The following is a 21752-nucleotide window of genomic DNA, read 5'->3' as shown; positions in this document are numbered from 1 at the left end:
GCGCTGGATCGATCAAGCAAAGACGCCGGCCGTGTCCTGCATGCGCGCCGCCACCTCGCCCAGGTGGTGCAGCGAGTCGCCGAAAGTCATTTCCATCTGCGTGAGCTTGCGGAAGTAGTGGCTGACGATGTATTCGTCCGTCACGCCGATGCCGCCGTGCAGCTGCACCGCGTTCTGGCTGACGTAGCGCATCGACTGGCCCACCTGGTACTTCGCGCGGGCAATCGCCTGGCGGCGCTCGGCCGCCGGGGCGTTGAGCTTGAGGCTGGCGTAGTAGCTCATCGAGCGGGCCAGCTCCAGCTGCATCTTCATGTCGGCCGCGCGGTGGCGCAGGGCCTGGAAGCTGCCGATCAGCACGCCGAACTGCTTGCGCGTGTTGAGGTACTCGACCGTGATGGCCAGGGTCTTCTCCATCACGCCCACGGCCTCGGCGCAGAGGGCAGCGATGCCGATGTCCACGGCGTTCTCCAGCACCGGCAGGCCGTCGGCGGCGATGAGCGTGGCGGCGGCGTTGCTCAGCACCACTTCGGCAGCGCGGCTGCCATCCTGCGTGCCGTAGCCCTTCGTCTCGACGCCGCTGGCGGCGCGCTCGACCAGGAAGAGGGCGATCCTGCCGTCCGCCTGCGCGGGCACGAGGAAGGCATCGGCCTGGTCGCCGGCCGGCACCAGGCTCTTGGTGGCCGACACGGTCCAGCCGTTGGCCCCCTTGCTGGCCTTGGCCTCGCAGACGTCGAGCTTGTAGCGCGCCTTGCGTTCCTGGTAGGCCAGCACCACCAGCGCCTGGCCGCCGGAGATGCGCGGCAGCCAGTTGTCCTTGGTGTCCTGGTCGGCGTGGGCGGCCAGCACGGCGCCGGCGATGAAGGATTGCGCCAACGGCTCCAGCACGATGCCGCGGCCCAGCTCTTCCATCACCACCATGCCTTCGACCGGACCCATGCCCAGGCCGCCTTCGTCCTCGGGGATGTACAGGCCGGCCAGGCCCAGCTCAGCCAGTTCGTCCCAGGCTTCGCGGGAGAAGCCGCCTTCCTTTTCGATGGCCTGGCGGCGCTCGAAGGTGTAGCCCTTTTCGACCCACTTGGCGACGGCCTCGCGCAGCTGCTGCTGGTCGTCGGAAAAATTGAAGTCCATTTTGTATTCCTTAGCGAAGCTCTTGCTGGAGCCCCCTCTCGGAGGGGGCGCGGGGGAGCAGTCTGTTCGCGCACGGCGCGAACCCTGCTCGGCGTCAGCCGAGCAGGGTTTGCGCCACGATGTTTCGTTGCACTTCGTTGGAACCACCGTAGATGGTGGTCTTGCGCATGTTGAAGTAGGTGCTGGCCAGCGGCGCCAGTTCAGGATGGCCGCCGGGGAAGTTGCCCTGCCAGCCCGCTTCCATGGCCTCGCGGATGAGCGGCAGCGAGTAGGGGCCGCCCGCCAGCATCATCAGTTCGCTGTAGCGCTGCTGGATCTCGCTGCCGCGGATCTTCAGCAGGCCCGCGATGTCCAGCGAGTTCTTGCCCGATTTCTCGGCCGAGAGAACGCGCAGCACCAGCATCTCGAGGGCGACCACGTCCACCTCGAGCTTGGCAATCTCGTCGCGCAAGCGCGTGTCGTCCCAGGCCCCTTCCTTCTTGGCGATGCGCTTGAGGCGCTCGAGTTCGCGCTTGGCGCGGTTCACGTCGGCGATGTTGGTGCGCTCGTGCGAGAGCAGGTGCTTGGCATAGGTCCAGCCCTTGTTCTCCTCGCCGATCAGGTTCTCGGCAGGCACCTCGACGTTGTCGAAGAAGACGTCGTTCACCTCGTAGCCGCCGTCCATCAGCTTGATGGGGCGCACGGTCACGCCGGGCGACTTCATGTCCAGCACGATGAAGCTGATGCCGGTCTGCGGCTTGCCCTCGGTGCTGGTGCGCACGAGGTTGAACATCCAGTCGCCGTACTGGCCGAGGGTGGTCCAGGTCTTCTGGCCGTTGATGATGTACTTGTCACCCTTGCGCTCGGCGCGGGTGCGCACCGAGGCCAGGTCGGAGCCCGAGCCGGGCTCGCTGTAGCCCTGGCTCCACCACACTTCGCCGCTGGCGATGCCGGGCAGGAAGCGCTTGTGCTGCTCGGGCGTGCCGAAGGCCATGATCACCGGCGCCACCATCACGGGGCCGAAGGGGATGATGCGCGGCGCGCCGGCCAGCGCGGTCTCTTCCTCGAACAGGTGCTTCTGCACGGCGGTCCAGCCGGGGCCGCCGAATTCCTTGGGCCAGCCGTAGCCCAGCCAGCCCTTCTTGCCCAGGATCTTGGCCCAGCGCTGCAGATCGTCGCGCGTGAGTTCGAGGGCGTTGTGCACCTTGTGCGAAATTTCCTTGGGCAGGTTTTCCGCAACCCAGGCACGGATGTCTTCGCGGAACTTCTGTTCCTCGGGGGTAAAGGCCAAATCCATGGGATGTCTCCAGAGAATCCAAGTTTTTAGCACGCTCGTTCGCGCGGCCCAGTCCAAAACGCGACACAAGGATAATCCTCGTCTGCATGACGAAGAACATAGTGATTCTGATCTCGGGGGGCGGCTCCAACATGGCCGCGATCGTGAACGAAGCCAACTCCGGGCGCTGGGCAGAAAGATTCGGCGCCCGCGTGGCCGCCGTCATCAGCAACAAGGAGGAGGCCGAGGGCCTGGCCTTCGCGCGTGAACGCGGCATCGCCACAGAGGTAGTGAAGCACCGCGACTTCGCATCGCGCGAGGCCTTCGATGCGGCGTTGTCGGAGGTGATCGACCGGCACCAGCCGGCGCTGGTGGTGCTGGCCGGCTTCATGCGCATCCTCACCGCCGGTTTCGTGGCGCACTACGCGGGTCGGCTGATCAACATCCATCCATCCCTCCTGCCGGCCTTTCCGGGCCTGGACACCCATCAGCGCGCGATCGATGCGGGCTGCAAGGTGGCTGGTGCCACAGTCCACCAGGTCACGGCCGACCTGGACCTGGGCCCGATCCTGGCGCAGGCGGCGGTGCCGGTGATGCCGGGCGATACGCCCCAGTCGCTTGCCGCGCGGGTGCTCACCCAGGAACACGTCCTCTACCCCCGAGCCGTCGAGGCCTTCCTTGCGACATCGGTCACGGCCTGAGGCAATTTCACCACGGGCTTAATTCACGGAAGCCCTTGGTGCGTCGATTTCGCAGCTTGGCTGGCAATGTTGACGTTTAACATTCTTTTAAATTTGTAAGGGATTGATTTGGATCGGGCCGACTTTGTCCACCTGGTGCGTCTGAGCGAGCACGACAGTGCCGACGACAGCGCACGCTACAGGCGCGGCGTCGCGTTCTTCGCGGCGCTCGGCTACGCCTGGGTGCTCGCCTGCCTGGTGCTGGCAGTGGGCATCCTCGTCTGGATTGCCGCCTCCTTCGGCCGGCCGGGCCTGAGCAACTTCAACCGTGTCTGGCTGGGCGTGTTTGCGCTGGGCCTGCTGTCGGCGACCCTGCGGGCGTTGTGGGTCAGCCTCGACAAGCCCGAGGGCGTGCGGCTGGAGCGTGAAGACGCGCCGCGCCTGTTCGACGCGCTGGACCGCATCCGCGACCGCATCAACGGCCCGCCGGTCCACCACGTCTACCTCGACGGCGACTTCAACGCCAGCATCCGGCAGCTGCCGCGCTTCGGCCTGCTGGGGGGCGCCGTCAATTACCTGAGCGTGGGCCTGCCGCTGCTGATGGCGCTGGACCGCCGCCGGCTGCTGTCGGTGCTGGCGCACGAATACGGCCACCTGCGCGGCAACCACGGCCGGCTCAGTGCCTGGATCTACCGCACGCGCCTTTCCTGGCTCAAGCTCGACGAGAGCCTGCAGCGCAACGAAGGAATCATGGCCACGGTGTCGCAGGCCTTCTTCCGCTGGTACTTCCCGCGTTTTGCCGCCAAGACCTTCGCGCTGGCCCGCCAGGACGAGTACGAGGCCGACCGCATCTCGGCCAAGCTGCTGGGCACTTCGGTGGCGGCGGCCGCGCTGACCGAGATTGCCGTCAAGGGCGCCTGGTATGCCGAAAGCTTCTGGCAGGCCCACTGGGCACGTGCCGCCGCCGAAACCGAACCGGTCGGGCCCTTCACCACGCTGCGCGCGCAGCTGCGCGCCGCGCCGGAACCGGTGTTTGCCCGCGAGGCGCTGCGTGGCGCCATGCGCCGGGTGAGCGACGTGGACGACACCCACCCGGTCTTGCGCGACCGCCTCGAGGCATTCGAGGAAAAGGCTGTGCTTCCCGATTGGTCCGCCAAGCCCGCGCTGGACATGCTCGCCAACCAGGGGCAGAAGTGGGTCGAGCACTTCGACCACCAGTGGTGCCGCGACCACGCCAACGACTGGAAGCAGCACCACGGCTACCTGCTTCGGGTGCGCGAGCGCGTCGATGCGCTGGCCGCCAGCGCCGGGCGCAACAACGCCGACGAGATGGTCGAGTGGGCCGACCTGGAGCGCCGCCTGGACATGAACGCCGACGTGCGCGGCCGCTACGAGCGCGCCTTGGAGATCACGCCCGAGCATGCCGGCGCGCTGCGAGGCTATGTGCAGATGCTGCCGGCGCTGGATCGCGCGGCCCGCCTGCCGGCGCTCACGCGCCTGCACGATTCGGGCACGGCCAGCCGCTGGTGGGCGGCCAAGACCGCGGTCGCGCTGCTGGAGAACCCCGAGGCCGGTCCGCACGACGAGGCCGCGCTCAAGCAGTGGCGCGGCCGCCTGAAGGATGCCGAGGAGGCCGAACGCCGCGCCTGGGAAGAGATCACCGGCACGCCTTTCTTCAGCCAGATCGCGACGCACGACCTGAGCGATTTCGAGATGGGCGAACTGCAGGCGGACCTGGTTCGATGCCACCCCGTGTCGCGGGCCTGGCTGGTGCGCAAGACCTTGCGCGAGTTTCCCTGGCGCCGGGCCTACATCCTGTTCGTCGAGCTGCCCGGCCTGGTTGACGAGGAGCGCTACCAGTTGTGCCGCCAGCTCGAGCAGACACTGAGCCTGCCCGGTGCCGCACTGGTGCTGTGGGCCGGCCATTCACCCACGCTGCAGGACATCCAGCGCCACGCCCGCGTCCCGATCTGGACGCGCACCTTGCGCTGATCTGTCCTTGCCCTGCGCCGCCGGCGAGCGGGGCGATGGGACAATCGGGGGATGCACCCCAAAGCCTTGCTGGACACCACCGCCGAACTCGTCGGCCTGGTCCTGAAATTCGACCATCCCGCGGACGCCGTCGTCTCGCGCTACTTCCGCGAGCACCGCGAACTCGGCCCGCGCGAGCGCGCCACCCTCGCCGAGACCGTCTACAACGTCCTGCGCAACAAGCTGCGCTATGACCATTTCTCGCCATCCGGCAGCGGGCCGAAGGAGCGCCGGATGGCCATATTGGGCTTCCACGGGCCGCGCGACTTCCTTCACAGTGCACTCAACCCCGTGGAGTCCAACTGGCTGAAGGCCTGCGACGCCATCAAGCCGGACGACCTGCTGGAGCGCCATCGGCACAACCTGCCCGAGTGGCTGGTCGGCCCGCTGAAGGCGCAGGTCGGCGACGAGTTCTGGCCCCTGGCCGAATCCATGCTCAAGACCGCCCCGCTGGACCTGCGCGTCAATGCCCTGAACGACAAGCGGGCGGACGTGCGCGCCGAGCTGAAGCAGGCCGGCATCCCGGCAACGCCCACGCCGTACTCGCCCTGGGGCCTGCGCATCGACGGCAAGCCGCCGCTCACCAAGCTCGACGCCTTCACCCGTGGCGCCATCGAGGTGCAGGACGAAGGCTCCCAGCTGCTGGCCCTGCTGCTGGACGCCAAGCGCGGCGAGATGGTGGTCGATTTCTGCGCCGGCGCCGGCGGCAAGACCCTGGCCATCGGTGCCTGCATGCGCAACACGGGGCGGCTGTACGCCTTCGACGTGTCGGCGCATCGGCTGGATGCGCTCAAGCCCCGGCTGGCGCGCAGCAAACTCTCGAACGTCCACCCGGCGGCGATCGCCCACGAGCGGGATGACCGGGTCAAGCGCCTGGCCGGCAAGATTGATCGGGTCCTGATCGATGCCCCGTGCTCCGGCCTGGGGACCTTGCGCCGCAATCCGGACCTGAAATGGCGGCAATCACCGCAGGGTGTCGAGGAACTGACAGCCAAGCAGGCGGCCATTCTCCAGAGCGCATCCCGCTTGGTGAAATCCGGCGGGCGGCTGGTCTATGCGACCTGCAGCGTGCTGCCGCAGGAAAACGAGGCAATTGCAGAGGCTTTTGGCGCCGCCAACCCCGATTTCGAGATCCAGGACGCCGGCGAACTGCTGGCTGCCTTGAAGGTGGAAGGGGCAGCGCGCATGTGCAGCGGCGGCGATACCGGCACCCGCTACCTGCGGCTGTGGCCCCACCGGCACGATACCGACGGCTTTTTCGCGGCGGTCTGGAAACGCAAGTGAACTTGAATTGGGTGTTTCAACCTAATCGGCTGATTCGCTCCCTTTCCTGAGGGAAATCAAGGGTCTTTTTCGGGACGGTCCGGTAAAATAAGTCCTTAACCTGAGTGCCGTGCCTTCGCGCGGTCATGGAGAACCTAAGTTGTTTCTTACTGATTCTGCTGTTGTGAGCTCTGCCATCGACTGGCTCGCCAACGGCTTGTTGAATCTCAGTTGGTGGGAGATCGTGATCTACACCCTGGTGACCACGCACATCACGATCGCGTCGGTCACCATCTTCCTGCACCGTGCTCAGGCACACCGTGCCATGGAGCTGGGACCCATTCCTTCGCACTTCTTCCGTCTCTGGTTGTGGCTGGGCACCGGCATGGTGACCCGCGAGTGGGTCGCCATCCACCGCAAGCACCACGCCAAGTGCGAGACCGAGGAGGATCCGCACAGCCCGCAGACCCGCGGCATCGACACCGTGCTGTGGCGAGGCGCCGAGCTGTACCGTGCCGAGGCGAAAAACGCCGAGACCATCGCCAAGTTCAGTCATGGCGTGCCCGACGACTGGATCGAGCGCAACCTGTATTCGCGCTACAGCTGGCAGGGCGTGGGCCTCATGCTGATCCTGAACGTGGCGCTGTTCGGCGCGCTGGGCCTCACCGTGTGGGCCGTCCAGATGCTGTGGATCCCCATCACCGCCGCCGGCATCATCAACGGCATCGGCCACTACTGGGGCTACCGCAACTTCGAGGCCGCCGACGCCAGCACCAACATCTCGCCCTGGGGCCTGATCATCGGTGGCGAAGAGTTGCACAACAACCACCACACCTATCCCACCTCGGCCAAGTTCTCTGTCAAGAAGTACGAGTTCGACATCGGCTGGATGTACATCCGGGCGCTGCAGGCCATCGGCTGGGCCAAGGTCAAGAAGGTTCCGCCGAAGCTGCAGATGGGCGCCGTCCAGCCCGTGGCCGACGAGAAGACGCTGGAAGCCGTCATTGCCAACCGCTACGAAGTGATGGCCCGCTACGCCCGCGAAATGCGCCGCACCTGCAAGGCCGAGATCGAAGTGGTCAAGGCCAAGGGCGCCGACCTGTCGGTGCTCCAGGGCGCCAAGCGCTGGCTGCATCGTGACGACGACAAGGTGCCGGCTTCGGCCCGCCAGAGCCTGGCGCAGGCGCGTGCCGCCCACCCGGTGCTCGACAAGATGGTCACCATGCGCGAAGAGTTGCGCCAGATGTGGATGAGCACCAACCAGTCGCGCGAGCAACTCGCCGCCGAGCTGGCCGCCTGGTGCCACCGTGCCGAGGCGAGCGGCATCTCCGCCCTGAAGGACTTCTCGGTCCGCCTGCGCGCCGCCCGCGCCTGATCGCAAGTTCCCTCGTGAAAAGCCGACCTGCGGGTCGGCTTTTTTTTTCGCCCGTAGCACGCAGGCCTGTCGAGCGCGCAAGAAAAAACCCGCTGGATCACAGCGGGTTTCTTGCAAGGGAAGGGCTGGATTACTTCAGCTTGATTTCCTTGTACTGGACGTGCTTGCGTGCCTTGGGGTCGAACTTCATGATCGCCATCTTCTCAGGCATCGTCTTCTTGTTCTTGCTGGTCGTGTAGAAGTGGCCGGTACCCGCGGTGGATTCCAGCTTGATCTTTTCGCGTCCGCCTTTGCTCGTTGCCATGGTCGTGCTCCTTAAGCTTGGCCACGTGCACGCAGGTCTGCGAGCACGGCGTCGATGCCGTTCTTGTCGATCAGGCGCAGAGCAGCGCTCGAAACGCGCAGGCGAACCCAGCGGTTTTCGGTCTCGACCCAGAAACGGCGGTATTGCAGGTTCGGCATGAACCGGCGCTTGGTTTTGTTGTTGGCGTGGGAAACATTGTTCCCGACCATCGGGCCCTTGCCCGTGACTTCACATACGCGTGCCATGAGGACACTCTTTCATGAACAGCTGGCACCGCATCGACGTGAGTCGATCCAGGTGTGTTTCAGCTTGACCTCGCCAGAAAACGGGTGGCGGTAGCCCGGCTTGCCGAGATGCAAGAGCCGTTGCGGCCCGGTGCAGGGATTCACGGATTTCGGCAAAGCCAAGGATTATAGCCCGGAACGCCCCGGGCTGGCGGGTGGGCTTATTCCTGCTCGAGGAAGCGTTGGGCGTCCAGCGCCGCCATGCACCCCGTGCCGGCGCTGGTGATCGCCTGGCGGTAAACATGGTCCTGCACGTCGCCGGCGGCGAAGACGCCCGGCACGCTGGTCATGGTGGCCATGCCCTTGAGGCCCGACTGGGTCAGGATGTACCCGTCCTTCATCTCCAGCTGGCCCTGGAAGATGTCGGTGTTGGGATGGTGGCCGATGGCGATGAAGCAGCCCTTGAGGTCCAGGTCCTCGGTGGCGCCGGTCTGGGTGTTCTTCAGGCGGATGCCGGTCACGCCGGAGTCGTCGCCGAGCACCTCGTCCAGCGTGTTGTGCACCTTCAACTCGATCTTGCCTTCGGCGACCTTCTCGTGGAGCTTGTCCACCAGGATCGGCTCGGCCTTGAACTTGTCGCGGCGGTGCACCAGGGTCACCTTGCTGGCGATATTCGACAGGTACAGGGCCTCTTCGACGGCCGTGTTGCCGCCGCCGATCACGCAGACCTCCTGCTCGCGGTAGAAGAAGCCGTCGCAGGTGGCGCAGCCCGAAACCCCGCGGCCCATGAAGTTCGTTTCCGAGGGCAGTCCCAGGTACTTGGCCGAGGCGCCGGTGGCAATGATCAGCGCGTCGCAGGTGTAGGTATTGCTGTCACCGGTGAGCGTGAAGGGGCGCTTGCTGAAATCGACCTTGTTGATATGGTCGAACACGATCTGGGTCTTGAAGCGCTCGGCATGCTCCAGGAAGCGCTGCATCAGGTCTGGCCCTTGCACGCCGTGCACGTCGGCCGGCCAGTTGTCCACCTCGGTCGTGGTCATCAGCTGGCCGCCCTGGGCGATGCCGGTGATCAGCATAGGGCTCAGGTTGGCGCGTGCGGCATAGACGGCGGCGGTGTAGCCGGCGGGCCCGGATCCGAGAATGAGTACCTTGGCGTGTTGCGGGGTTGACATTGGGGAAAGCCTGTAAAAGATGTAAATGCACGCCCTGTGCGTGTACATTTTGAAGAAATGATGGATACGAAGTATCCGCGCCCGGTTCCAAATGGGCGTGACGATGATTTCAATGCGCGCGATTGTATGAATCCATTGGGTCGCGCCAATCAAGAGGGACTTTGAAGAATGTCGATGCTTTCCAACCTCGAACTCCTTCGGCGCGTGCCGCTTTTCTCGGCACTGACGGGTGCGCAGTCGGCAAGCATTGCAGACGCCATCGTCAAGAAGCGTTTCAAGCGAGCCGAGATGGTGGTGGAGCAGGGCAAGAAGTCCGACGCGCTCTACATCATCCTCACCGGCCGAGCCCGGGTCATGAGCACCGACAGCCGCGGCCGCGAGGTCATCCTGGCCACCCTGCAGCCGGGCGACTACATCGGCGAGATGAGCCTGATCGACGACGAGCCGCACTCGGCCACGGTTCGCACCGAGGTGCAGACCGACGTGCTCATGCTGGACCGCGAAGCCTTCTCGCGCTGCCTGCCCGAGACCAACTCCATGTCCTTCAACATCCTGCGCGGCCTGGTGGCGCGCCTGCGCCACGCCGACCGCAAGATCGAGTCGCTGGCGCTGATGGACGTGTACGGCCGCGTGGCCCGCTCGCTGCTCGAATTCGCGGTGGACGACGGCGCGGGCAACAAGAAGATCCGCGAGAAGATCTCCCGCCAGGACCTGGCCAAGATGGTCGGTGCCTCGCGCGAAATGGTCAGCCGCGTGATGAAGGACCTGGAAGAGCGCGGTTTCGTCGACACCCAGGAAGACGGATCGATGATCGTCAAGGAACGCCTCTCATCGCTCACCTGAAGCGGCTGCCGCGCAGTCCGTCCTTTTGTGACAATGGGGCGCCCGCACGGTGCCCCGACCTCGATTCGATGACGGCCAGGGCGCCCTCGCGCAAGCGAGCGGGCGCTCTGCCGCTTTTGACATGACCTATTCGCTCAATACGCTTCAATCCGCCGCAGGCGCCGGGTCGCCGCCGGCGCGAACGCGCGCGCTGCGCTTCGCGCACGAACTCACGCTGATCGCCAGCTTCGTGCTGCTGCTGTTCTGGCTGCTGGCCATGCTCAGCTATACCCCTTCGGATTCCGCCTGGTCCACCTCCGGCACCGGCGGCGAGGTCAAGAACTGGGCCGGCCGCCTCGGCGCCTGGCTGGCTGACGGCAGCTACTACCTGGCCGGCTACTCCGTGTGGTGGTGCGTGGCCGCGAGTTGGCGCGCCTGGATGTCTTCGCTGGCCGGCTGGCTGCGTGGTGTCGAGGGCGGGCAGGCGGAAGCGCCCAAGGGCCGCTTCAACCGCAGCCGCATCGCCTTCTGGTTTGGCCTGATCCTGCTGCTTTGCGCAAGCGCCATGCTGGAATGGTCGCGCCTTTACCGGCTCGAATTCCGCCTTCCGGGCCACGGCGGCGGCGTGCTGGGTTACCTCGTGGGGCCGCTGAGCGTGAAATGGCTGGGCTTCACCGGCTCGGCGCTGGTGGCCATCGCCGGGGGCGTGATCGGCTCGGCCCTGGTGTTCCGCTTTTCCTGGACGCAGATCGCCGAGCGCATCGGCTCGCGCCTGTATTCGCTGTTCGAGTCTCGGCGCGAGAAGCGCGAAATCGCGCAGGACATCGCCATGGGCAAGAAGGCGGTGCGCGAGCGCGAGCGCGAGGAAAGCATCCTGGGCGGCGACCGCGACATGGACGACGTGGAAGGTCCCGACGAGGAACTGCGTATCGAGCCGCGCCCCAAGCGCCGTCCGCCCGCGCCGCCAGTGCAGATCGAGCCGGCCCTGGCCGAGGTGCCCAAGAGCGAGCGCGTGGTCAAGGAACGCCAGAAGCCGCTGTTCAAGGAACTGCCCGACAGCAAGCTGCCGCAGGTGGACCTGCTCGACGCCGCGCAGGCCCGCCAGGAAACCGTGTCCTCCGACACGCTGGAGATGACCAGCCACCTGATCGAGAAGAAGCTCAAGGACTTCGGCGTGGAAGTGCGTGTGGTGCTGGCTTCGCCCGGGCCGGTGATCACGCGCTACGAGATCGAGCCTGCCACCGGCGTGAAGGGCTCGCAGATCGTGAACCTCGCCAAGGACCTGGCGCGTTCGCTCTCGCTGGTGTCCGTCCGCGTGATCGAGACCATTCCGGGCAAGAACTACATGGCGCTGGAACTGCCCAACGCCAAGCGCCAGTCCATCAAGCTCAGCGAAATCCTCGGCTCGCAGGTCTACAACGAGGCCAAGTCGATGCTGACCATGGGCCTGGGCAAGGACATCGTGGGCAACCCTGTGGTGGCCGACCTGGCGAAGATGCCGCACGTGCTGGTGGCCGGCACCACCGGCTCGGGCAAGTCGGTGGGCATCAACGCCATGATCCTGAGCCTCCTGTACAAGGCCGAGGCGAACGACGTGCGCGTGCTCATGATCGACCCGAAGATGCTGGAAATGTCGGTCTACGAAGGCATTCCGCACCTGCTTGCGCCGGTGGTCACCGACATGAAGCAGGCCGCCTACGGCCTGAACTGGTGCGTGGGCGAGATGGAGCGCCGCTACAAGATCATGAGCAAGGTGGGCGTGCGCAACCTGGCCGGCTACAACGCCAAGATCGACGAGGCCAAGAGCCGGGGCGAGTTCATCTACAACCCCTTCAGCCTCACGCCGGACGATCCGGAGCCGCTCAAGCGCGAGCCGCACATCGTGGTCGTGATCGACGAGCTGGCCGACCTGATGATGGTGGTGGGCAAGAAGATCGAGGAGCTGATCGCCCGGCTGGCCCAGAAGGCCCGCGCTGCCGGCATCCACCTGATCCTGGCCACGCAGCGGCCCAGCGTGGACGTGATCACCGGCCTGATCAAGGCCAACATCCCGACCCGCATCGCCTTCCAGGTCAGCAGCAAGATCGACAGCCGCACCATCCTCGACCAGATGGGCGCGGAAGCGCTGCTGGGCATGGGCGACATGCTGTACATGGCCAGCGGCACCGGCCTGCCGGTGCGCGTGCACGGCGCCTTCGTGTCGGACGAGGAAGTACACCGCGTGGTCGCTTACCTCAAGTCGCAAGGGGAGCCGGACTACATCGAAGGCGTCCTGGAGGGCGGAACCGTCGATGGCGAAGGTGATCTACTGGGTGAAGGCGGCGCCGAGGGCGGCGAGAAGGACCCGATGTACGACCAGGCCGTGGAAGTGGTGCTCAAGCACCGCAAGGCCAGCATCTCGCTCGTGCAGCGCCACCTGAAGATCGGCTACAACCGCGCCGCGCGGCTGGTCGAGGACATGGAACATGCCGGCCTGGTGAGCGCCATGAGCGGCAGCGGGCAACGCGAGATCCTGGTTCCCGCGCGCAGCGAGTAGGCAGCCGGCGATCTCGATTCAGGGAGTTGGACAGATGTTGAAGCGTTTGTTGTTGGGTGGCTCGCTCGTGCTTTCGCTGGCCGCGGGGCAGGCGTGGGCGGGCGGCATGGAAAGCCTGGAGAGCTTCGTGAAGAACGTGCGCTCGGGCCGGGCCCAGTTCACGCAGACGGTCACGCCGCCGGCCAAGGAAGGCGAAAGTGCGCGCAACCGCGTCTCCACCGGCAGCTTCGAATTCCAGCGGCCGGGCAAGTTCAAGTTCGACTACAAGAAGCCCTTCGCGCAGCTCATCGTGGCCGATGGCGAATCGCTGTGGCTCTACGACGCCGACCTCAACCAGGTCACGCAGCGCAAGCAGGCGCAGGCCCTGGGCTCCACGCCCGCCGCGCTGATCGCCGCGGCCTCGGACCTGCGCGCACTCCAGGCGGACTTCCAGCTCGAAGCTGCGCCCGATCGCGATAAGCTGCAATGGGTCAAGGCCACGCCCAAGGCCAAGGACGGGCAGCTGCAGCACGTGCTCGTCGGCTTCTCGGGCGAGTCCCTGGCCGCCCTGGAAATCCTCGACAGCTTCGGCCAGCGTTCGGTGCTCAAGTTCGACAAGTTCGAGATCAACCCCAGCCTGCCGGCCAGCACCTTCGCCTTCAAGACTCCTGCGGGCGCGGACGTGGTCCGGCAATAAGCCCTTGGCCGCCTCGTCTTCCAGCAGCAGCGGCGCGAGCCTGCACCAGCCGCTCGCGGAGCGCCTGCGGCCGCGCAAGCTCGACGAGGTGATCGGGCAGCAGCACCTGGTCGGGCCCGGCATGCCGCTGCGCATCGCCTTCGAATCGGGCCAGCCGCATTCCTTCATCCTGTGGGGGCCGCCGGGCACCGGCAAGACCACCATCGCGCGGCTCATGGCCGATGCCTTCGACGCGCAGTTCATCGCCATCAGCGCAGTGCTGGGCGGCGTGAAGGACATCCGCGAGGCGGTCGAACGCGCGCAACTCGCGCGCGACGGCCTCACGCAGCAGCGCACCATCGTGTTCGTCGACGAGGTGCATCGCTTCAACAAGAGCCAGCAGGACGCCTTCCTGCCGCACGTGGAAAGCGGGCTCTTCACCTTCATCGGCGCGACCACCGAGAACCCGTCCTTCGAGGTGAACTCCGCGCTGCTGTCGCGTGCCGCCGTCTACGTGCTGCAGCCGCTGGGCGAGGACGACCTGAAGCGGATCGTGGCCAAGGCCCAGGAGCTGGGCGCGCTGCCGCCCATCGAGGCCGCGGCGCTGGACCGCCTGGTGGCCTACGCCGACGGCGACGCGCGCCGGCTGCTGAACACGCTCGAGACCCTGGCCGTGGCCGCGCGCACCGAGAAGCTGGCAGACATCACCGACGCCTGGACCCTGCGCATCCTGGGCGAGCGCATGCGCCGGTACGACAAGGGCGGCGAGCAGTTCTACGACACGATTTCCGCCCTGCACAAGTCGGTGCGCGGCAGCGATCCGGACGCCGCGCTGTACTGGTTCGTGCGCATGCTCGACGGCGGTGCCGATCCGCGCTACATGGCCCGCCGCCTAGTGCGCATGGCCAGCGAGGACATCGGCCTGGCCGACCCGCGCGCGCTGCGCCTGGCACTGGACGCGTCCGAGGTCTACGAGCGCCTGGGCACGCCCGAGGGCGAGCTGGCGCTGGCCGAATGCGTGGTCTACCTGGCCATTGCGCCCAAGTCCAACGCCGTCTACAAGGCCTACAACGAGGCGCGCGCCTTCATCCAGAAGGACGGCACCCGGCCCGTCCCCATGCACCTTCGCAATGCGCCGACCAAGCTGATGAAGCAGCTGGACTACGGCAAGGGCTACCGCTACGCGCATGACGAGGAGGGCGGCTTCGCGGCCGGCGAAACCTACCTGCCCGAGGGCATGGAGCCGCCCGGTTTCTACCGTCCGGTTGAGCGTGGCCTGGAGATCCGCATCTCGGAAAAGATGCGCGAGCTGCGCCGTCGCAACGACGAATCCAGCTAGGCGCCCAGCCTTTGTGCGCCCCGGCTGTCACAGCCGTGCGCCAGCGGGAAAACCCCGGCCTGCCTGCCCCAATTTGGGGTTTGCACTTGACTACAATCCCGCCCACTAACCCGCGGCCAACCCATTGCTGGCGGGTTTTTTGCTAACTAAAGCGCCTAAGCGCCGACCGGGCGTGTCGGGTAAATAGAAGCAGCTCCCAAGGCTGCAATGAAAAAGGGACTCTTATGGACATCCTGCTGCAACAGATCATCAATGGTCTGGTTCTAGGCAGCATGTACGCCCTCATAGCCTTAGGCTATACGATGGTGTACGGCATTATCAATCTCATCAACTTCGCCCATGGCGAGGTCCTCATGGTCGGTGCCCTGACCAGCTGGACCATCATCGGCTGGATGCGCGAGGCCATGCCCACCGCGCCGGGCTGGGTGATCCTGATCCTGGCTTTGATCATTGCCTGCATCGTGGCGGCAACCCTGAACTTCGTGATCGAGAAGGTGGCCTACCGGCCGCTGCGCAACAGCCCGAAGCTGGCCCCGCTGATCACCGCGATCGGCATGTCCATCCTTCTGCAGACGGTGGCCATGATCATCTGGCGGCCCACCAACAAGGCCTACCCGACGCTGCTGCCTTCGGAGTCGGTGCACATCGCCGGCGCTTCCATTTCGCCGACGCAGATCATGATCCTGGGGCTCACCGCCGTGTCCCTGGCGATCCTGACCTGGATCGTGAACTTCACCAAGCTCGGCCGCGCGATGCGCGCCACCGCCGAGAACCCGCGCGTGGCGGCCCTCATGGGCATCCGGCCCGACATGGTGATTTCGGCCACCTTCATCATCGGCGCAGTGCTCGCCGCCATTGCCGGCGTGATGTACGCCTCCAACTACGGCATCGCCCAGCACGCGATGGGCTTCATTCCCGGCCTGAAGGCCTTCACCGCGGCCGTGTTCGGCGGCATCGGCAACCTGGCCGGCGCGGTGGTCGGCGGCATCCTGCTGGGCCTGATCGAGGCAGTGGGCGCCGGCTACCTGGGCACGGTGACGGGTGGCGTGCTGGGCAGCCAGCACAGCGACATCTTCGCCTTCATCATCCTGATCCTGACGCTCACCGTGCGCCCCTCGGGCCTGCTGGGTGAACGCGTGGCCGACCGCGCTTGAGGAGGACAAGACCATGAACGACTCCTTCAAGAAGCTTGCCGTCTTCATCGGCGCCGCGGTGCTGCTGGTGGCGTTGCCGCTGGTGCTGCAGACCCAGGGCAACGCCTGGGTGCGCATCGTCGACATCGCGCTCCTGTACGTGATGCTGGCCCTGGGCCTGAACATCGTGGTGGGTTATGCGGGCCTGCTCGACCTGGGCTACGTGGCCTTCTTCGCCATCGGCGCCTACCTGTATGCGCTGCTCGAATCGCCGCACCTGATCGAGACCTTCCCGGCGATCAAGGCGATGTTCCCCAACGGCATGCACATCTCGATCTTCATCGTGATACCGCTGGCCTTCGTGGTGGCGGCGGTGTTCGGGGTGATCCTCGGTGCGCCCACGCTGAAGCTGCGCGGCGACTACCTTGCCATCGTCACTCTTGGCTTCGGCGAGATCATCCGCGTGTTCCTCAACACGCTGGACCATCCCTACAACATCACCAACGGGCCGAAGGGCATCCTTGCCATCGAGCCGGTGCACGTGGCGGGCATCAACTTCGGCCGCACGCTCAAGCTCGACGGCTTCTCGATCCCGTCGGTAACGCTGTACTACTACCTGTTCCTGACGCTGGTCATCATCACCGTGGTCATCTGCCACCGCCTGCAGGTCTCGCGCGTGGGCCGCGCCTGGATGGCCATCCGCGAGGACGAGATCGCTGCCAAGGCCATGGGCATCAACACCCGCAACCTGAAGCTGCTGGCCTTCGGCATGGGCGCGAGCTTCGGCGGCGTGTCCGGTGCCATGTTCGCCTCCTTCCAGAGCTTCGTCTCGCCCGAGTCCTTCAGCCTGATGGAGTCGGTGATGATCGTCGCCATGGTGGTGCTGGGCGGCCTGGGCCACCTGCCGGGCGTCATCCTGGGCGCCGTGCTGCTGGCTGCATTGCCCGAAGTGCTGCGCTACGTCGCCGGCCCGCTGCAGTCGATGACCGACGGCCGCCTCGATGCATCCATCCTGCGCCAGCTCTTCATCGCGCTGGCCATGATCATCATCATGCTGGTGCGTCCGCGCGGCCTGTGGCCCTCGCCCGAGCATGGCAAGTCGCTCAACCGGCGCAAGGCGCCGGACCCGGTGCCCGGTTCCACGCAGGCGGTCACGCCCGGCGTGGACAACCCCGCCGACGAAGTGCCTGGCGATTCCTCGCGTCCCATGTCGATCAACCCCTGAGCAGCGAGGAAGCACAGCAATGACTGACACCATCCTCGACGTCCGGGGCATCTCCAAGCGCTTCGGCGGCCTGCAGGCCCTCTCCGACGTCGGCATCAACATCAAGCGTGGCCAGGTCTATGGCCTGATCGGCCCCAACGGCGCCGGCAAGACCACCTTCTTCAACGTGATCACCGGGCTGTACACGCCCGACAGCGGCAGCTTCCACCTGGCCGGCAAGCCCTACCAGCCGACGGCGGTGCACGAAGTGGCCAAGGCCGGCATTGCCCGCACCTTCCAGAACATCCGCCTGTTCGCCGACATGACGGCGCTGGAGAACGTGATGGTGGGCCGGCACATCCGCACCCACTCGGGCGTGATCGGCGCCATCCTGCGCACCAAGGGTTTCAAGAACGAGGAGTCCGAGATCGCCGAGCGCGCGCATCAGCTGCTCGACTACGTGGGCATTGGCAAGTTCGCCGACTACAAGGCCCGCACGCTGAGCTATGGCGACCAGCGCCGCCTGGAGATCGCCCGCGCCCTGGCCACCGACCCGCAACTGATCGCGCTGGACGAGCCCGCGGCCGGCATGAACGCCACCGAGAAGGTGCAGCTGCGCGAGCTGATCGACCGCATCCGCAAGGACAACCGCACCATCCTGCTCATCGAGCACGACGTGAAGCTGGTGATGGGCCTGTGCGACCGCGTGACCGTGCTCGACTATGGCAAGCAGATCGCCGAAGGAACACCCGCCGAGGTGCAGAAGAACGAAAAGGTGATCGAGGCTTACCTCGGCACCGGAGGACATTGAGATGAGCGGAAAAACTCTGCTGAAGGTCAGCGGGCTCAAGGTCGCCTACGGTGGCATCCAGGCCGTGAAGGGCGTGGACTTCGAGGTGCGCGAGGGCGAACTGGTCTCGCTGATCGGCTCCAACGGCGCCGGCAAGACCACCACCATGAAGGCCATCACCGGCACGCTGCCGCCGCTGGGCGGCGACATCGAGTTCCTGGGCAAGAGCATCAGGGGACGCGGCGCCTGGGACCTGGTCGCCGACGGCCTGGTGATGGTGCCCGAGGGCCGCGGCGTGTTCACCCGCATGACGATCACCGAGAACCTGCAGATCGGTGCCTTCATCCGCAACGACAAGCCCGAGATCGCCAAGGACATCGAACGCGTGTTCGCCACCTTCCCGCGCCTGAAGGAGCGCGCCACGCAGCTGGCCGGCACCATGTCGGGCGGCGAGCAGCAGATGCTGGCCATGGGCCGGGCGCTGATGGCCCGCCCCAAGGTACTGCTGCTGGACGAGCCCTCGATGGGCCTGTCGCCCATCATGGTCGACAAGATCTTCGAGGTGGTGCAGGAGGTCTACAAGCAGGGCGTGACCATCCTGCTGGTGGAGCAGAACGCCAGCCGCGCGCTGCAGTTGGCCGACCGCGGCTACGTGATGGAGTCGGGCCTGATCACCATGACCGGCGACGCCAAGGTGATGCTCAACGATCCCAAGGTTCGCGCTGCCTACCTCGGCGAATAAAAAAAGGCCGGCGTCAGCCGGCCTTTTTTCTTGCGTCGCTCTGACGTCAGTCGACGCGGGCGCCGGTGGCCTTGACCACCTTCTCGTACCTGGCCAGCTCGCTTTTCATGAAGGCGCCGAACTGATCGGGCGTGTTGCCCACCGGCTCGGCCATCAGGTTGGCGAACTTGGTCTTCACGTCGGGCGAGGCGAGGGCGGCGATGAAGGCCTTGCTCATCTTGTCCAGCGTCTCGTGCGGCGTGCCGGCGGGTGCCACCAGGCCCCACCAGGTGTCGATGGCAAAGCCCTTGAGCGTGTCGGCCACTGGCGGCACTTCCGGCAGCATCGAGCTGCGCGTGAGCGTGGTGACGGCCAGCGCCTTGAGCTTGCCCGAGCGGATGTTGGGTGCGGCCGTGGCCAGGTTGTCGAAGTTGAAGTCGACCTGGCTGGACAGCAGCGCCAGCTGCGCCGGGTTGCCGCCGTTGTAGGGAATGTGGGTGGCGAAGATGCCCGCTTCCTTCTTGAACATCTCGCCGGCCAGATGGCCTGCGCTGCCGTTGCCGCCGCTGCCGTAGTTGAGCTTGCCCGGGTTGGCCTTTCCGTACGCGATGAGGTCGGCCACGGAGTTGATCTTCAGGCGCTGCGCCGTCTCCGCGTTCACCACCAGCACGTTGGGCACGCGGACCATCTGGGTGATGGGCGCGAAGTCGGTGGCCGCATTGAAGGGCATCTTGGCGTACAGCCACGGGTTCACCGCGTTGGTGGCGGTGGCCGCGATGCCGATGGTGAGTCCATCAGGCGCGGCCTTGGCCACGGCGTCGGCGCCGATGTTGCCGCCGGCGCCGGGCTTGTTCTCGATGATCACGGTTCCCAGCGAATCCTTCACCTTCTCCGCCAGCACGCGTGCCGTGACGTCGATGGGACCGCCGGCCGCATAGGGAGCGATGATGCGGATGGGGCGGCCGCCCGGCTGCGCCAGTGCGGGCAGCGTGCTGGCGCCCAGCGCGGCGACGGCGGTGGCGAGGAGGAGTCGGCGGGAGTTCAAGGGTTGTCTCTTTCTCTGGATGTGCTTGTCTTGCTTGTCGGAATGGGTCAGGGCACGGCCTTGTCGGCTTCGGAGGTGAAGGAGTCCGCGAAGAACTCCTCGTCCGGCAGTCCGGCGCGCGCCACGTAGTCCTTGTGCGCCGAATCGACCACGATGGGCGCACCGCAGGCATACACCTGGTGGCCCGACAGGTCGGGGATGTCTTCCAGCACGGCGAGGTGGACGAAGCCGGTGCGGCCGGTCCAGTTGTCCTCGGGCACGGCGTTGGACACCACCGGCACGTAGTGCAGGTTGGGCATGCGCGTCATGCAGTCCTTCAGCCAATCGTCCATGTACAGGTCCTCGGGCCGGCGGCCGCCCCAGTACAGAACGGCGGGCCGGGTGATGCCCTTGTGCTCCATGTGCTCGATCAGCGCCTTGATGGGCGCGAAGCCGGTGCCCGAGGCCAGCAGCACCACGGGCTTGTCGGAATCCTCGCGCAGGAAGAAGCTGCCGTAGGGGCCTTCGATGCGCAGGATCTCTTTTTCCTTCATCCCGCCGAAGACGTGGTCGGTGAAGCGGCCGCCCGGCATGTGGCGGATGTGCAGTTCCACCCCGTGGCCCGGCTGCGCCAGCGTGTGCGGCGCGTTGGCCATCGAGTAGCTGCGGCGCACGCCGCCCTGCAGGATGAATTCGACGTACTGGCCCGCATGGAACTGCAGCGGCTCGCCCGCCGGCATCTGCAGGCGGATGCCCATGACGTCGTGCGACAGGCGGGTGAGGGCCTGAACCCGCACCGGCATCTTGCGCACCGGAAAGGCACCGGCCTCGGTGACCTGGCGCGACTCGAGCACCACGTCGGTCTTGGCGCGCGAGCAGCAGGTGAGCACGTAGCCGTTGATCTGCTCCTCGGCGCTCAGGGCCTTGCTCTGGTGGGCGCCGATCTCGACCTCGCCTGACAGCTTCTTGCATTTGCAGGAGCCGCAGGCGCCGTCCTTGCAGCCGTAGGGAAGGCCGATGCCCTGGCGAATGGCCGCCGCCAGGATGGTTTCGTCGCCCTGGGCGGCGAAATGGCGTCCGCTCGGCTCGATGGTGATGGAAAAGCCCGCCTCGGGCGACCCTGCACTCATGGGTATTCTTTGTCTCTCGCTAAAGGATGGAATTTTGCCTGCAATCCATAGTCCCCTCGGGGCGCTGCCCTCGCGCTTTCGCCGCCAGCGGGTGCTGATCGTCGGATGTGGCGACGTCGGCCTGCGCGCCGCCCGCCTGATGGCCGGCCGGGTGCGCCTGCTGGGCCTGACCTCGTCGCTCGGGCGCGTGCCGGAGTTGCGCGCGGCCGGTCTCACGCCCATCGTCGCCGATCTGGACGATCCGGCCAGCCTGCAACGCCTGGCGGGGCTTGCCGACCGCGTGCTGCACCTGGCGCCGCCGCGTGTCGAATCGGGTCGCTGGTGGCGCGATGGCCGCACCACGGCGCTGGTGCAGGCCCTGCGCCGGCGCAGCCTGCCGCTTGCGCTGGTCTATGGCTCCACCAGCGGCGTGTACGGGGACTGCGGCGGCGCGCGCATCGACGAGTCGCGCGCGCTGGCGCCCGACACGCCCCGGGCGCACCGCCGCGTGGACGCCGAGCGCGCCGTGCGCTGGCTGGGCCGCGCGGGCGTGCAGGCGCGCATCCTGCGCATCCCTGGCATCTACGCGAACGACCGCGAGGGCGGCACGCCACGCGAGCGCCTGGCGCGTGGCACGCCGGTGCTGCGGTGTGAGGACGATGTCTACACCAACCACATCCACGCCGACGACCTGGCCCGCGCCTGCATGCTGGCCCTGTGGCGCGGCGGTGCGCAGCGCGTGTTTCACGTGAGCGACGACAGCGAGATGCTGATGGGCGACTACTTTGACCTGGCGGCCGACATCTATGGCATGGAGCGTCCGCCGCGCGTCGGGCGCAACGATGCGCAGGGGCAACTTCCCGTGCAGCTGCTGAGCTTCATGGGCGAATCGCGTCGCATGAGCAACACGCGGATGAAGCGGGAGTTGCGCCTGCGGCTGCGCTACCCGACGGTCAGCGAGGGGCTCAGGGGCCGCTGAAGGCCTGC

20 protein-coding genes are annotated in these 21752 nt (G+C 66.3%); 13 read left to right on the top strand and 7 right to left on the bottom strand.

All coding sequences use genetic code 11. The features are described 5' to 3' along the window. Positions 1-12: 12 nt before the first annotated feature. Both BM345_RS17485 and BM345_RS17480 read right to left on the bottom strand, forming a co-directional pair. Positions 13-1128 carry an acyl-CoA dehydrogenase family protein gene (locus tag BM345_RS17485; protein WP_093381536.1) on the bottom strand — a complete coding sequence of 372 codons (1116 nt, stop codon included), beginning with the start codon at positions 1126-1128 and terminating at the stop codon, positions 13-15. Between the two features lie 94 nt (positions 1129-1222). Beyond that, entirely contained in the window at positions 1223-2404 is a 1182-nt protein-coding gene (locus BM345_RS17480) for an acyl-CoA dehydrogenase family protein (RefSeq protein ID WP_093381534.1), read from the bottom strand. Between the two features lie 86 nt (positions 2405-2490). Between BM345_RS17480 and purN the strand changes: the two genes are divergently transcribed. The 4 genes from purN (at position 2491) to BM345_RS17460 (ending at position 7732) form a co-directional block, all read left to right on the top strand. After that, entirely contained in the window at positions 2491-3084 is a 594-nt protein-coding gene (purN, locus tag BM345_RS17475; RefSeq protein WP_093381533.1) for a phosphoribosylglycinamide formyltransferase, read from the top strand. 108 nt (positions 3085-3192) lie between these two features. Next, positions 3193-5055: a M48 family metallopeptidase gene (locus BM345_RS17470; protein ID WP_093381531.1), complete on the top strand. Its 1863-nt coding sequence runs from the start codon at positions 3193-3195 to the stop codon at positions 5053-5055. Between the two features lie 51 nt (positions 5056-5106). Beyond that, positions 5107-6378 (top strand): RsmB/NOP family class I SAM-dependent RNA methyltransferase, encoded by a 1272-nt coding sequence (locus BM345_RS17465; protein WP_093381530.1) that lies wholly within the window; start codon positions 5107-5109, stop codon positions 6376-6378. Positions 6379-6517: 139 nt separating this feature from the next. Continuing rightward, positions 6518-7732 (top strand): DesA family fatty acid desaturase, encoded by a 1215-nt coding sequence (locus tag BM345_RS17460; protein ID WP_093381528.1) that lies wholly within the window; start codon positions 6518-6520, stop codon positions 7730-7732. A 130-nt stretch (positions 7733-7862) separates the two neighbouring features. Here the strand turns inward: BM345_RS17460 and rpmG are convergent, their stop codons facing one another. The 3 genes from rpmG to trxB all read right to left on the bottom strand — a co-directional run bounded on the left by rpmG (position 7863) and on the right by trxB (position 9432). After that, positions 7863-8036, bottom strand: coding sequence for a 50S ribosomal protein L33 (gene rpmG / locus BM345_RS17455; RefSeq protein WP_093381527.1), 174 nt, complete (start codon positions 8034-8036; stop codon positions 7863-7865). A gap of 11 nt (positions 8037-8047) precedes the next feature. Further along, the gene (gene rpmB, locus BM345_RS17450; protein WP_093381525.1) at positions 8048-8281 is read right to left on the bottom strand and encodes a 50S ribosomal protein L28; all 234 of its coding nucleotides are present in this window, start codon (positions 8279-8281) and stop codon (positions 8048-8050) included. 200 nt (positions 8282-8481) lie between these two features. Continuing rightward, the gene (gene trxB, locus BM345_RS17445) at positions 8482-9432 is read right to left on the bottom strand and encodes a thioredoxin-disulfide reductase (protein ID WP_093381524.1); all 951 of its coding nucleotides are present in this window, start codon (positions 9430-9432) and stop codon (positions 8482-8484) included. 168 nt (positions 9433-9600) lie between these two features. Between trxB and BM345_RS17440 the strand changes: the two genes are divergently transcribed. The 8 genes from BM345_RS17440 to BM345_RS17405 all read left to right on the top strand — a co-directional run bounded on the left by BM345_RS17440 (position 9601) and on the right by BM345_RS17405 (position 18653). After that, positions 9601-10275 (top strand): Crp/Fnr family transcriptional regulator, encoded by a 675-nt coding sequence (locus BM345_RS17440; RefSeq protein ID WP_093381522.1) that lies wholly within the window; start codon positions 9601-9603, stop codon positions 10273-10275. Positions 10276-10396: 121 nt separating this feature from the next. Beyond that, positions 10397-12790, top strand: a complete 2394-nt coding sequence (locus tag BM345_RS17435) for a DNA translocase FtsK (RefSeq protein WP_093381521.1) — start codon at positions 10397-10399, stop codon at positions 12788-12790. A gap of 34 nt (positions 12791-12824) precedes the next feature. Beyond that, a complete protein-coding gene (lolA, locus tag BM345_RS17430; RefSeq protein ID WP_093381519.1) occupies positions 12825-13466 on the top strand; it encodes an outer membrane lipoprotein periplasmic chaperone LolA in 642 nt (213 codons plus the stop codon). 4 nt (positions 13467-13470) lie between these two features. Further along, the gene (locus BM345_RS17425; protein ID WP_093381517.1) at positions 13471-14784 is read left to right on the top strand and encodes a replication-associated recombination protein A; all 1314 of its coding nucleotides are present in this window, start codon (positions 13471-13473) and stop codon (positions 14782-14784) included. A gap of 224 nt (positions 14785-15008) precedes the next feature. Beyond that, positions 15009-15938: a branched-chain amino acid ABC transporter permease gene (locus BM345_RS17420; protein WP_093381516.1), complete on the top strand. Its 930-nt coding sequence runs from the start codon at positions 15009-15011 to the stop codon at positions 15936-15938. Between the two features lie 13 nt (positions 15939-15951). Next, positions 15952-17142, top strand: coding sequence for a branched-chain amino acid ABC transporter permease (locus BM345_RS17415; protein WP_093381514.1), 1191 nt, complete (start codon positions 15952-15954; stop codon positions 17140-17142). Between the two features lie 19 nt (positions 17143-17161). Then, complete coding sequence (locus tag BM345_RS17410) at positions 17162-17932, top strand: ABC transporter ATP-binding protein (RefSeq protein ID WP_093381513.1); 771 nt, start codon at positions 17162-17164, stop codon at positions 17930-17932. 1 nt (position 17933) lies between these two features. Next, on the top strand, positions 17934-18653 hold the full coding sequence (locus tag BM345_RS17405) for an ABC transporter ATP-binding protein (RefSeq protein WP_093381511.1): 720 nt from the start codon (positions 17934-17936) through the stop codon (positions 18651-18653). A 46-nt stretch (positions 18654-18699) separates the two neighbouring features. On the opposite strand, the gene BM345_RS17400 is transcribed toward BM345_RS17405, so the two are convergent. Next, entirely contained in the window at positions 18700-19677 is a 978-nt protein-coding gene (locus BM345_RS17400) for a Bug family tripartite tricarboxylate transporter substrate binding protein (RefSeq protein WP_093381509.1), read from the bottom strand. A 47-nt stretch (positions 19678-19724) separates the two neighbouring features. After that, the gene (locus tag BM345_RS17395; protein ID WP_093381502.1) at positions 19725-20786 is read right to left on the bottom strand and encodes a CDP-6-deoxy-delta-3,4-glucoseen reductase; all 1062 of its coding nucleotides are present in this window, start codon (positions 20784-20786) and stop codon (positions 19725-19727) included. Positions 20787-20820: 34 nt separating this feature from the next. On the opposite strand from BM345_RS17395, the gene BM345_RS17390 reads away from it, so the two are divergent. Next, entirely contained in the window at positions 20821-21744 is a 924-nt protein-coding gene (locus BM345_RS17390; protein WP_093381501.1) for an NAD-dependent epimerase/dehydratase family protein, read from the top strand. The last annotated feature ends 8 nt before the right edge of the window (positions 21745-21752 follow it).

It is taken from the genome of Variovorax sp. OV329 (assembly GCF_900114785.1).
Classification (GTDB): domain Bacteria; phylum Pseudomonadota; class Gammaproteobacteria; order Burkholderiales; family Burkholderiaceae_C; genus Variovorax.
This window is presented reverse-complemented; position numbering and strand designations above follow the sequence as displayed.

Bases quoted from the DNA above. Each gene is read 5' to 3' on its own strand.
- BM345_RS17485 (WP_093381536.1), bottom strand. From the start codon at position 1,128: ATGGACTTCAATTTTTCCGACGACCAGCAGCAGCTGCGCGAGGCCGTC.
- BM345_RS17480 (WP_093381534.1), bottom strand. From the start codon at position 2,404: ATGGATTTGGCCTTTACCCCCGAGGAACAGAAGTTCCGCGAAGACATC.
- purN (WP_093381533.1), top strand. From the start codon at position 2,491: ATGACGAAGAACATAGTGATTCTGATCTCGGGGGGCGGCTCCAACATG.
- BM345_RS17465 (WP_093381530.1), top strand. From the start codon at position 5,107: ATGCACCCCAAAGCCTTGCTGGACACCACCGCCGAACTCGTCGGCCTG.
- rpmG (WP_093381527.1), bottom strand. From the start codon at position 8,036: ATGGCAACGAGCAAAGGCGGACGCGAAAAGATCAAGCTGGAATCCACC.
- rpmB (WP_093381525.1), bottom strand. From the start codon at position 8,281: ATGGCACGCGTATGTGAAGTCACGGGCAAGGGCCCGATGGTCGGGAAC.
- trxB (WP_093381524.1), bottom strand. From the start codon at position 9,432: ATGTCAACCCCGCAACACGCCAAGGTACTCATTCTCGGATCCGGGCCC.
- BM345_RS17440 (WP_093381522.1), top strand. From the start codon at position 9,601: ATGTCGATGCTTTCCAACCTCGAACTCCTTCGGCGCGTGCCGCTTTTC.
- BM345_RS17435 (WP_093381521.1), top strand. From the start codon at position 10,397: ATGACCTATTCGCTCAATACGCTTCAATCCGCCGCAGGCGCCGGGTCG.
- lolA (WP_093381519.1), top strand. From the start codon at position 12,825: ATGTTGAAGCGTTTGTTGTTGGGTGGCTCGCTCGTGCTTTCGCTGGCC.
- BM345_RS17420 (WP_093381516.1), top strand. From the start codon at position 15,009: ATGGACATCCTGCTGCAACAGATCATCAATGGTCTGGTTCTAGGCAGC.
- BM345_RS17415 (WP_093381514.1), top strand. From the start codon at position 15,952: ATGAACGACTCCTTCAAGAAGCTTGCCGTCTTCATCGGCGCCGCGGTG.
- BM345_RS17410 (WP_093381513.1), top strand. From the start codon at position 17,162: ATGACTGACACCATCCTCGACGTCCGGGGCATCTCCAAGCGCTTCGGC.
- BM345_RS17405 (WP_093381511.1), top strand. From the start codon at position 17,934: ATGAGCGGAAAAACTCTGCTGAAGGTCAGCGGGCTCAAGGTCGCCTAC.
- BM345_RS17395 (WP_093381502.1), bottom strand. From the start codon at position 20,786: ATGAGTGCAGGGTCGCCCGAGGCGGGCTTTTCCATCACCATCGAGCCG.